Annotated in this window: 7 protein-coding genes; 3 read left to right on the forward strand and 4 right to left on the reverse strand. The window is 37.8% G+C overall.

The window, feature by feature from the left end:
- Positions 1-215: 215 nt before the first annotated feature.
- The 3 genes from cofH to I8752_RS04530 all read right to left on the reverse strand — a co-directional run bounded on the left by cofH (position 216) and on the right by I8752_RS04530 (position 4,299).
- Positions 216-1,355: a 7,8-didemethyl-8-hydroxy-5-deazariboflavin synthase subunit CofH gene (cofH, locus tag I8752_RS04520; RefSeq protein ID WP_214431131.1), complete on the reverse strand. Its 1,140-nt coding sequence runs from the start codon at positions 1,353-1,355 to the stop codon at positions 216-218.
- Positions 1,356-1,439: 84 nt separating this feature from the next.
- Positions 1,440-2,675 carry a glycosyltransferase family 87 protein gene (locus tag I8752_RS04525; RefSeq protein ID WP_214431132.1) on the reverse strand — a complete coding sequence of 412 codons (1,236 nt, stop codon included), beginning with the start codon at positions 2,673-2,675 and terminating at the stop codon, positions 1,440-1,442.
- 28 nt (positions 2,676-2,703) lie between these two features.
- Positions 2,704-4,299, reverse strand: a complete 1,596-nt coding sequence (locus I8752_RS04530; protein ID WP_214431133.1) for a glycosyltransferase family 39 protein — start codon at positions 4,297-4,299, stop codon at positions 2,704-2,706.
- Positions 4,300-4,959: 660 nt separating this feature from the next.
- Between I8752_RS04530 and I8752_RS04535 the strand changes: the two genes are divergently transcribed.
- Both I8752_RS04535 and I8752_RS04540 read left to right on the forward strand, forming a co-directional pair.
- Positions 4,960-6,204: a glycosyltransferase gene (locus tag I8752_RS04535; RefSeq protein WP_214431134.1), complete on the forward strand. Its 1,245-nt coding sequence runs from the start codon at positions 4,960-4,962 to the stop codon at positions 6,202-6,204.
- Between the two features lie 180 nt (positions 6,205-6,384).
- Positions 6,385-8,127, forward strand: a complete 1,743-nt coding sequence (locus I8752_RS04540) for a glycosyltransferase family 39 protein (RefSeq protein WP_214431135.1) — start codon at positions 6,385-6,387, stop codon at positions 8,125-8,127.
- A 9-nt stretch (positions 8,128-8,136) separates the two neighbouring features.
- Here I8752_RS04540 and I8752_RS04545 read toward each other — a convergent pair whose 3' ends face one another.
- Positions 8,137-9,861 carry a hypothetical protein gene (locus I8752_RS04545; RefSeq protein ID WP_214431136.1) on the reverse strand — a complete coding sequence of 575 codons (1,725 nt, stop codon included), beginning with the start codon at positions 9,859-9,861 and terminating at the stop codon, positions 8,137-8,139.
- A gap of 512 nt (positions 9,862-10,373) precedes the next feature.
- Here I8752_RS04545 and I8752_RS04550 point away from each other — a divergent pair.
- Complete coding sequence (locus I8752_RS04550; protein ID WP_225895439.1) at positions 10,374-11,906, forward strand: N,N-dimethylformamidase beta subunit family domain-containing protein; 1,533 nt, start codon at positions 10,374-10,376, stop codon at positions 11,904-11,906.
- Positions 11,907-11,917: the final 11 nt, after the last annotated feature.

The raw sequence follows: 11,917 nt of genomic DNA on the forward strand, positions 1-11,917 counted from the left end.
CCTGGAATGGTATCTTGGGGATCATCTTAAAGTGCTGAGTGCTGAGTGCTGAGTGCTGAGTGAGAAGTTAGGAGTGGTAAGTGAGGAGTTAAGAATTAAAAATTTATAGCTGTAGCCACACCCTTTAGGACATTTTCAAAGCTTGAATGCTGGGAATAGTAAGACTTTCCCTCTTGCCTCCTGCCTTCTGCCTTATGCCTTCTGCTATATAACTTTTAATTTCTAAGTTTTTGATAAAGAGTATCTCGTTGTTGATAAGGTCTTTCTAAAGAAGCGATCGCAGTTTGCAGGGTTTCGATTTCCATACAAGTACCACCCAATGCACCCGCCATTGTGGTGATGTGTTCTTCCATTAAAGTGCCACCAATATCGTTGCAACCCCAAACTAAGGCTTCGGTTGCACCAGCTAGCCCCAGCTTTACCCAACTCGGTTGATGGTTGGCAATCCAATTTCCTAAATAAATCCGTGCTACAGCCCCTAATAACAGCGCATCGGCTAAAACTGGTTGATCGCGTCCGACGCGACGGCGTAGGGGTTTAGGCGCTTCTTTACCAACAAAGGGTAATAAAATAAACTCTGTAATCTGCGCTGGATATCCTCGATCGCGGGCAGTTTTTTGCAGCGATCGCAATTTTTCTAAATGCCCAATTTGCTGTTCTGCTGTCTCAATATGCCCAGATAGCATGGTGCTAGTGGTGTGCAAACCTAATTTGTGAGCTGTACTAACAATTTCTAACCAAGTGGCTGTGTCAAGTTTCTCTGGACACAACACTCGCCGTACTTCATCATCTAACACTTCAGCTGCTGTTCCTGGCATTGAACCAACACCAGCATCCCGCAACGCCGCAATGACATCAGCATACTCAAGTCCGTCAACTCTGGCGATAAATTGAACTTCTTGGGGAGAGAAAGCGTGTAGGTGTATCTGAGGAAATTCCTGTTTGATGGTTTCTACCAGTTTTAAATAATAGGGTAGAGATTTGCCATTTATCAGCGCTTGGGGATTTAATCCTCCTTGCATACAGATTTCTGTTGCACCGCGTTGCACTGCATCTTGAGACTTTTCCAAAATTTGTGTCCAATCCAACCAGTAAGCGCCAGCATCGCCATCATCGCGGCGGAAAGCACAAAAACTACAGTGCTGTTCGCAGATATTAGTAAAGTTAATATTGCGATTGATGATGTATGTAACGGTATCACCTGCTTGAGCGTGGCGGAGTTTGTCAGCGGTGGTACGAATCGCTGCGATCGCCTCTGGTTGTGTTTGTTTTAATAAAATAACTCCTTCTTGGGGAGATACATCATACCCCATTAGGGCACGGTTAAGAATCGCATCAACAGTTATAGTAGCCACAGTTCATCATCAGCAAACCACATATTATTATTTTCGCAAAAAAATCAGCTAAATTTCTGTGGTTTACTTTGTTATTTAAAAAAATTACCTAAACAGATTTTTCAATTGCCTTGCAAAATAACTTAAAAATATCCACAAACTTAATCCCAAAATTAAAAAATTTCTCAGATTCAACCACAGAATTTTCATATCATCTAAATTCCGGAAACTACCAGATAAAGTCATGATATAAGTACTAAGACAAATAATTAGCATTAAACATGCTTTCCGTGGTTTTAAAAGTGCTGCAAAAGGTATTATCCATACCATGTATTGCGGAGAAAAAACTTTATTAGTTACAATAAATATTAATAAAGCCAAAATAGTATAATTCACTAATGCATTGATTTTAATTGATTCACTTTGATTGCGTTCTTGTCGAAAAGAATATATGCTACTTAGTAAAATTAAAGTGTAACCAAACATAAATAACCAAGGCAATATATTCAATATCAAATTATCTAAAGGAGAGACGATATTAATTGAGCCATAGGCTGCCTTAATTTTCATATCAATCAAACCCAATTTATGAGCCAATACAATTATTCCTGCTGGCAAGGATTCAATTTGTAAACCTCTTTCTTCGTGATATTGTAGAAATGAAAATACTCGATTGCCAGTTGCGATCGCAATCGGTAAAAAACTTAAGATTGCTGCACCTATAGTTCCTATCCATAAATTTAATATGGCACGATAGGATTTTTGGGCAAAGTAGTAAGCAGTAAAGATTGGTAGTAAAACAATCGGATAAAGTTTAGCTGCAATACCAAATCCTAAAGAAATACCTGCTAATGTAGAACGGGTAGATATAACAGCTAATAAAGATAATACCGTTAAAAGAGTAGGAAATACATCATAGCGCCAGATTATTAAGGGAGTAAGAATAATTGCAAATAATACATAAAATCCTAGTATGATTCTCTGGCGATGATAGTTATAATATTTTGTTAAACGTAATATTAATATTAAAATTATACTGCTAAATAATACATTTTGTAAAAGCAGTAAAAATGCATAAATATGATAGTTATCAAGGAATCCTAATGTTACTATTCGAGGTAAAACAAAAGCTGCCAAGGCAAACGGAGGATACTCAAAATCAAAGTCTCGATAAGGAAGCTTACCCGCTAATAAACTACGTGAAGATTTATAGTATAAATTTAAGTCGTGGCTTCCGTCTGCTTTTTGATAAGCTAATAAACCTAGAACAAGTAATCCCAGACAATGAATTACTATTATCCAGAAAATCCAAGTTTTATTTCTACTATTATCTTGAAGCATGATTGCTTTGTAGTAATATTTTAATAAATTAAATCTTTTTATTGTGCAAATGCCATAATCTCCCTTTTTTGTCAACTATCACTAGTTGATATTTGTTTTCCAGTTTAGACTTGAATTGTTTAGATGGATTAAACAAAAATATATTACTAAAACTATCTGGAATATTAGGCAGAGTTGGCTCAATTACTAATTGCATTTTTACTTGATTATTTAGTAAATGACTTAAAGACATTAAATCGCCAATATTTAAAGAGTAATTACTACTAATCAAAAGTGGGTTATTAGTTTGGTTAATTATCCGAGCAATTTGCGGATTTGCATGGCTACCTTTATTCCACCATGTCTCAGCTTGGGAACTAACAGCACAAGATAAAAATCCTGTGGATATTACTATAACTATGATTAATTGCCAAAATTTCTGAACTATCAACTTAGCAGAAATAATTTGAGTTGCCAGCAAATAAGCAATAGCTAATTGAATACCTATATAACATGGCATAACGTATCTAGCCCTAACACTAAGTTTACCTCCAGCGATCGCATCAGGTAATATCAGAGCTAATGCAGTTACTCCACTCAGTGTAAAAATAAATAACCAAACTCGTGGTGCAGTATGACGATAAACAAATAAAAACGAATATATTACTAAAATTATGATCGTAGGAGTTAAAAATCGACCCCAACGCAAACCGGGAAAATCTAAATCTGGGAAAAATGGTTCGTAACGCCAAAAATCTGCAAATAAATAACTAATGTTAGTAATCCAAGCTGAAATCAAACCTGATATAGATAGTCTGGCTTGAGCGCTGGCTGTTGTGCGGTCAATTTGCTCTAAGTTATTAATAATAACTATAATCCAAGGAATGAAAGCTATAAAAGCAGCGCTAGTTGCTGTCAAATAGGCTTTTACTGTTTTGGTAAATCGAAAACGTTCTATAGTAATTATATAAATACCATGAGCGATCGCCACTAATCCCGAAAACAAAAATGTATATAATCCAAGTGCTACTGTAACTCCATAAATTCTCCACAATTGCTTGCTACGAAGTCGTATTGCTCGTAGCATTACAGCACTTTCTAGTAAGATAGTTACAATCCACAAACTAAACTGGCGAGCCTCTTGAGCATACAATACATGCAAAGGCGAGACTGCCAAAAGTATTACACTTGTCCATGCTATTATTGGTGATTCAAATAGTTCTAAGCAAAGCCAATAGATGCAAGGAAAAGCTAACAAGCTAATAATTGCTGATAAACTTCTGATTGTAGCTACTGAATTTCCAAACAATTGCACCCATAATCTTATTAACACGTAATAAAGTGGAGGATGTTGAGTATCATCCACTGCCAAAGAATTAATTGTATCAATTACACCTTTTTCTGGGTTGGGACGCTGATATTTCAATATAGAATCAACGTCAATTACGCTTCCATCAAACACTTTTTGAACAAACTCTGTTTTAGTATACCCAGAAATTCGTAATGAAGTGTAAGCTTCGTCGTGCCAGTAAACTTTGCGATCGAGGTTGACAAAACGGAAAAATATACCTGCTGATAAAATAACTATTAAAAATAATAGCCAATAACGATAAACTTGATGAAAAGCTCTTGTTTTGCTAGTCATTGTTTCCCAAACTTATAGATTGAGCGTTTTGAGTTTCTGAAATATTGGATATTTTACGTTATGCAAATAAAAATACTGATTTGACTTTTAGAGATGATTTATAAAACCCTAGCGACTAGAAGTCGCAGCTACACGATACTTTATCCGCCTGCGCGGGTTAAAAACCCTTAGTTTTTCATTAGTCCACGGAAGTAGACTTTGTTTGTGTAATAGCGAATTTTATTCGCCTAATACTTTTCTTAAATCCTGACATAGCCATAACACAATAGCAATAAAGCGGGAGGAATATCCACGCTGTTTTTAGCCTTGCGTACTTAATATTTACTTGATAAATGACCTCTTAATATAATTGCTTTTTTAAAATTAAATAATTTATGATTTAGATTGTATAGAGATAAAATACTAGTTTTATTAATTTTAAAGGTAATTATTTATACTAATAAAATGAAGAGACATTAGTATCTCAAAATAGTTTTCGTGTTTAAAATTAAACGAGCTAAACAATACTGATGAACCAAGACTTGAAGCTAACCAAAACCAGAATAAGCAAATTGGACACCATAAATGAAGAAATTTTGGGCTGCTTAGTTTTAGTAAAACAACTTGTGTCTGAGGCATAGTATCATAAACTACATTTTAGCAGATGTAAACACTTCGTCTATGAATTTTAATTCCCTCAAATCTCTATTAACGGTTCCGACTGGTTCATTACAGATTCCGGAATCACCTTTTATCAATGTTGATAGAACTGATAAAGCCATCTATTTTTCTCTAATAATTCCAACTTATAAAGAACGTGATAATATCCAGAATATTATCAGGATATTAAGTCAGTTATTAGATGAATTTATACCAGGAGACTACGAACTAATTGTGGTAGATGATGATAGTCCAGACCGTACTTGGGAGGTGGCACAATCGCTGACGGATAAATATCCACAGTTGCAGGTAATGCGTCGCCAACAGGAACGCGGGCTATCTTCTGCTGTGATTCGCGGCTGGCAAGCAGCGAGAGGGCGTATTTTAGGGGTGATTGATGGGGATTTGCAGCATCCACCAGAGGTTTTGACGCAACTGTTAAGTGGGATTCAACAGGGAGCAGATTTGGCGGTAGCCAGCCGGAACATAGAAGGAGGCGGTGTTAGTAGTTGGAGCGTTGTCAGGCGTTTCTTGTCCCGTGGCGCTCAAGTTTTGGGATTAATTATTTTACCTAGTGTATTGGGCAGAGTTTCCGACCCGATGAGTGGTTATTTTATGGTGCGTCGGAGTGCGATCGCTAATGTTACGCTCAATCCTGTAGGATACAAAATTCTCTTGGAAGTTATTGGCCGGGGAAAAGTAGGGGAAATTACTGAAGTAGGTTACGTATTTTGCGAGCGCAAAGAAGGTGAAAGTAAAGTCACATGGAAGCAATATGTGGAATACATTCACCACTTAGTGCGGTTGCGGCTATCTACAGGAAGGCTAGGACGAGTCAATCAACAAATGAATTTTCCCATTGGTAGATTCTTGCGCTTTGGTTTAGTTGGGCTGAGTGGGGTATTTGTGGATATGGCAATACTGTATTTACTCAGCGACCCAACTACTTTAGCTTTGCCCTTGACGCGCAGTAAAATTATTGCTGGCGAAATTGCAATTGTGAATAATTTCTTGTGGAATGACGCTTGGACGTTTGCTGATGTCAGCATGAGGCAGCAAGAATGGCGACATCGGCTCAAGCGCTTTTTGAAATTCAACATCATTTGCCTTGCCGGACTGGTTTTGAATGTTCTGGTGTTGAACTTGGTATTTAATTTCTTGATTCCTAACCGCTACATCGCTAACTTAATAGCGATCGCAGTTGCTACCGTTTGGAATTTCTGGGTTAACTTGAAATTAAGCTGGCGCGTAACAGATGTGAAATAATCACACTTAGGATATTTGAGTTGACATCGAACTTAAATCTAAAATATCAAGTCTACATATTTGCAAATTTACTTGTTAAAGGCATAGCAGTAAAACTTTTGTTGGGCGTGCATACCAACCATTGCAACAAGACAATCTCACTGCCTACCTCTGCTAAGTGAAATTTCTGTTTAATAAAGGATGCATTTGTATAATCGGTACGTCGCTATTCCTTCTCGCTGGCTTCATCCCTTGCTGTGCCTGATTTGGTTCCTCATTGGACTGGGCTTGCGCTTAACCAACTTGACTAGTAAGCCTCCATGGACTGATGAGTTTTCCACCTTGGTGTTTAGTCTCGGAAATAGTTTTTTACCAGTACCGCTAGATCGAGCGATCGCACCTGATATTTTATTGCAACCTCTGCAACCACAACCAAACGCCACCATTCAAGACGTATGGGCGCACCTCAGCCATGAAACTAACCATCCACCGCTTTACTTTTTCTTAGCTCACTGGTGGATGCAGTTATTTCCGACACAAGGGGGTTTAGTTTCTTTATGGGGGGCGCGATCGCTGGCTGCTATTTTTGGTGCTGCATCTATCCCAGCTATCTATGGCTTAGGCTGGCTGGGTTTCCGTTCTCGCTTAGTTGGTCATTTAGCCGCTGCTATGATGGCAGTATCGCCATACAGCATTTTTTTAGCACAAGAAGCCCGTCATTACACTTTGGCAATTTTGTGGGTGATTGCTTCTTTGGCTTGCTTTGTAGTTGCTGTGCGTCACATCCAAAACCGCACACAAATACCTATTTGGATTGCACTTTCCTGGGTGTTAGTTAATGCTTTGGGTCTAGCTACCCATTATTTCTTCGCCCTGACTCTTGGCACAGAAGCTTTAGTTTTAATTGTGCTGGCTTGGCATCAAAGTCGCAGTGGTGCAAAACCTTTTTCTTTATTATCTTCTCCTTGGCGACGTATCTATGCTGTTGCTATTGGCACTTTTGCAGCCGGAGCAGTTTGGCTACCAATATTTTTACATAATAGCTATGGTAGTAAATTAACAGATTGGATACAGCAACCACGGGAGGGATTTGCTTGGTTAAGCCCAATTTTTCAAGCTTTCGCTGCATGGATAACCATGCTTTACTTGCTACCAGTTGAAGCACCACAGCTAGCAATTGTTATTGCCTCTGGGTTGGTGATGCTGATTTTCCTGATTTGGGCAGCACCAATTTTAGTTCGTGGCTTCAAAATGCAATTACAACAACCAAAGAATCGATTGATAACTCAAGTATTTTCTGGAGTAATTGTTGGGGCGATCGCTTTATTTTTTATTTTCACCTACTTACTGAATATAGATTTAACAAGAGGCGCGCGTTATAACTTTGTTTACTTTCCTGCTGTCATCGTTTTACTTGGCGCGAGTCTTGCGGTTTGTTGGGATTCACAGAAATTAATTGGCAAAAATAAAGAAATAGGTAGATGGAAAATTAGCGGTCAAAAAGCGGCGATCCTCATTTGGTTGATGGGATTTCTCAGTGCTGTAACAGTTGTTAGCAATCTTGGTTATCAAAAATATTACCGCCCCGACCTTTTCGTACAACTAATTCAAAAAACATCTCAAGTTCCAGTCCTCATTGCTACTACCCAAATAACTCATGTGCAAATTGGTGAAATGATGGGAGTAGCTAGAGAAATGAAAATTCAAAATCATCTTACTTCATCTGCTCTGTTTTTGCTGGCTCATCAAGACCAAAACCCTAATACTTCTACTACTGCACTAGCAAATACAATCAAAGCACTATCACGACCGTTTGACTTGTGGCTGGCGAACTTTCATGCACCCATAGCAGAGGAAGTTAAAAAATGTGTTGCGGATACCCAATCTTTGCCAGCAGTAAATGGCTATGAGTACAAAGTTTATCACTGTCAAGCTAAAGTTTGAAGTTGTTTTTTATGCTTCAGACTTTTTAACACATTCTGCCTGTAAGACAATCAAATCTTCAGTTTCTACAACAGAACAACGCTCTAAGTCACGTAATAAAACTGGAATAGTTCCTTGCTGTAATTTTGAGGAAATATCTTTTGCTATTGACTGCCATTGTACAAACCAAGGGTTATTAGCAAAATATTTGGGTGTAAATGCTGATTTATCCACTACAAAAAAGTCTACTCCATATTTTTGAATAAAATTTTGTAATTCGGCTACCTTTTCACTATACTGAGCGCGAATCAAGTCAGTAGCTCTTTGGATAATTTGGTTATTATAGCCCACATGATATGGAACTGCATATTCCCAGCCGATGAAGATGGTTCTTTTAGAAAAAGTAGGGATATTATCTATATTTTCTGATAAAGAAGCAATGAGAATGTCTTTAGGTTGTTTATCAAAAAACTCATACATTGCTGATGCTCGATCTACACGGTAAAAGCTGTTTGGGAAATGTTTCAATAAGCAGGGATAAAAAACTAAAAATATTCCTAATAAACTGATAAATACTAAAGGGAGAATTTGTCGCCAAAATGAATATTGATGCTGTTTTACCCACTGGTAAATTGCATCTAAAACTGCTACTAATACTATACTAGCGGCGATAATCAGCACAAATTTGAGGGTATATCTCGTGTAACGAGCCGGAGAAAACAACTGATAAATTAGTAAATGGGCAAGTACAAACATTGCCACAGATGCGAGAGAAATTTGAGATAAAACTTTGGCTCGATTGGTAATATGCTGAGTTAAAGGAAAACGCCGCGAATACACAAGTATTAAAGGTAAAAATAACCCAATTATATTTATGGGATGTTCTAAAACATTTGGAATCAGACCGCTGTGCTGATTAAATAACCAAAACCAAATAGGATCGTTACTGAAAAATGGGATTCTGCCTGTTTGTGCAAGTCCTAGCGATTCTCTTGCTGCTACTCCTGTGATGGTCGGGCCAAACTTAGAACAACTCAAAGCATAAGGCAACATACAAATTAAACAAGTTACCAATCCTGCAAAAGAAAACAGGCGATCGCAACTATTGTAAGATGGATGAGGCAGTTTGCCTTTCCACTGCCACAACCTCAAAATTAAGATGCCAGCTATCACGAACAAAAACGGTGGATAGAATAAGCCGACTAAGGCGATCGCAACTAAACACGGTAGTAAAGATTGTCGCAGCAAATAGTATAAAAATGCTATGAAAAATACAAAAATAAAAGACCGAGGTGTAGCAGAAACTAAATCATCCCGCATTGAAAGATTTTGAGCTAGTAGCAGCGTACTAATAAATCCTGCCATTGGGACTGGAAATATCTGCATACACAATCCAAACCAATAGCAAATACACAAAATTTTCAAAAATACTGGTAATATTTTACTTAATAAGAGTGGCTCAATACCCACCATGCCAATAGCTCGATAGAAAGCAGTAAATCCCACCGGAGTTACAGATGCAAAATAATCGGCAATTAAGTCATTGGGCAATATATCTGGCTCTAAAAATCTTTGTAACCAAAATACATATACTCTGGCATCATCTTGTACTACATATTTGCTGGCAAAGGCTTGTTGTAGTTCTAAAAAACTATAAAATAAAGCAAAAGCTAGACTTAAACCAAACCAAAATTTGACAGATAACTTAGATTTTTTCGGATTGTACTCGTGAAAAAAATTCTGCTTAATTGGCATCTGCATCTGAAAGATCAAGCCTTAATTAAAAATATTTTTGGAAATTTTACTAAATCTACCAACTATTTATTTACTGAAAATTCAGATAAAAATACATGCAAAATAGTATCATAATCTAATTCAGGTTAGCAAGAAAGTCAAGTATTTCAAAACAAACGATCAAATTTTATAGGCAGTAAAAAGTAAGCGATCGCTACGCCAATATTAAGTATTAACCAGAACAAAATTACATCATGAAGAGTGCTGAGTAATCTCCTTGTTACTCATAACTCAGCACTGAGTTTTGTAAAAACTACTGTCTTTTGAGATAAAGTTCTATTTGTTATTGCATTTTTATGAATATTAAGCGTCAAAATCACAAAATAAAAGATATTGCATGTATCGGGTTAATTAAAATAAGTCCTAATATAATATTTCTCAAAAATAGATTAATATTTATTATTAAAGTTGTAATTTCTATCCTGCTAATTTTCATTTCTATTGTGAGGATTGTACAACCATCCACTGGGACTATGGATCTACCGATATCTCAGCGATCGCATAATCCCACAATCATTGAAAATCAAAAAAAAGGTACTTATAATTGGCAACTTACAAATCCTGCCACTAAAGAAGAAATAGAAGGCTATGCTTCGCTCACGAGTATCAATCGCGGCAGCGAAATCAAATTTTTTGTGAATACAAAAGAGCCGAACTACACAATAGAAATCTTTCGTATGGGCTGGTATGGAGGTGCTGGAGGGCGGCAAATGGCTGCTGCAATTACACGAACAGGAGTCAAACAACCAAGGCCAATTGTAGATCGAGCAACAGGTTTGATTGAATGTAATTGGAAAGATCCATACGTTTTAAAAATTCCTGATAACTCACACGACTCAACACAGTGGGCGAGTGGTTTTTATCTAGCAAAACTGACTGCGAGTAAGAGTGGTAAGCAAAGCTACATCATTTTTGTAGTGCGTGATGATAGCCGCGCTTCCGATATTTTGTTTCAATCGAGCGTCACCACCTACCAAGCTTATAACAATTGGGGCGGAATGTCCCTTTATCGCTGGAACAGTCGCGGTAAACAAGCATTGAAAGTTTCTTTTAACCGTCCCTACGCTAATAGTCCTAACTCAGCAGCAGCCTATGGAGTAGGAGCCGGAGAATTTTTTACTAACTTCCAACCGCAAAGGAAAACTTCTAATGCTGGTTGGGAATACAACATGGTACGGTGGCTAGAACGCTCTGGTTATGATGTTACTTACTGTACCAACATTGACACACATGAAAACAACTTAGAAACCCATAGCATCAAACCGATGCTTTGGTTGCACAAAGCATTTCTCTCAGTGGGTCATGATGAATATTGGTCGGCAAATATGCGGCAAAATGTCGAGACAGCAAGAGATTACGGTGTCAGTCTTGGTTTTTTTTCTGCTAATACCTGTTATTGGCAAATTCGCTTTGAGTCTAGCTTCATCACTCAAGACATCAACCGTACTATTGTTGCTTATAAAGAAAGTGCAGCATTAGATCCTTATGCTAGAGACAATAATCCCGCGAATGATTTCCTAGTCACAACTCTTTGGCGAAATAAACCTGTGCATCGTCCAGAAGAAGCTCTAATTGGAGTTATGTACGAAACATTTCAAGTAAATGCTGATATCGTTATCAATCGCACAGCACCGGATTGGTTGCTTGCTGGTACGCAATTGCATCCAGATAATACCACGGCATCTGTGGAGACGAATAGTAAAGCACCTGCCAAAATGCGTCTTGAGGGACTGCTAGGCTACGAAGTCGATCGCATGTTTCGTAACGCGCCAGCCAATACGATTCGTATTGCCCATTCGCCTTATCGATACAAGGGTGGCACAAAATATTCAGATATGACCATTTATACTACAGATTCTGGTGCAACGGTGTTTGCTACTGGTTCTATGCAATGGAGTTGGGGGCTAGATGATTACAATGCACCTCAATTACGTCCTTCTGTATTTAGTCCTGACGCACAAGCTATTACACGCAACGTTTTAGACAGAATGATAGCTAACAATTGACTCTTGTACAG

The organism is Dendronalium phyllosphericum CENA369, from assembly GCF_016056275.1.
Lineage (GTDB): Bacteria > Cyanobacteriota > Cyanobacteriia > Cyanobacteriales > Nostocaceae > Dendronalium > Dendronalium phyllosphericum.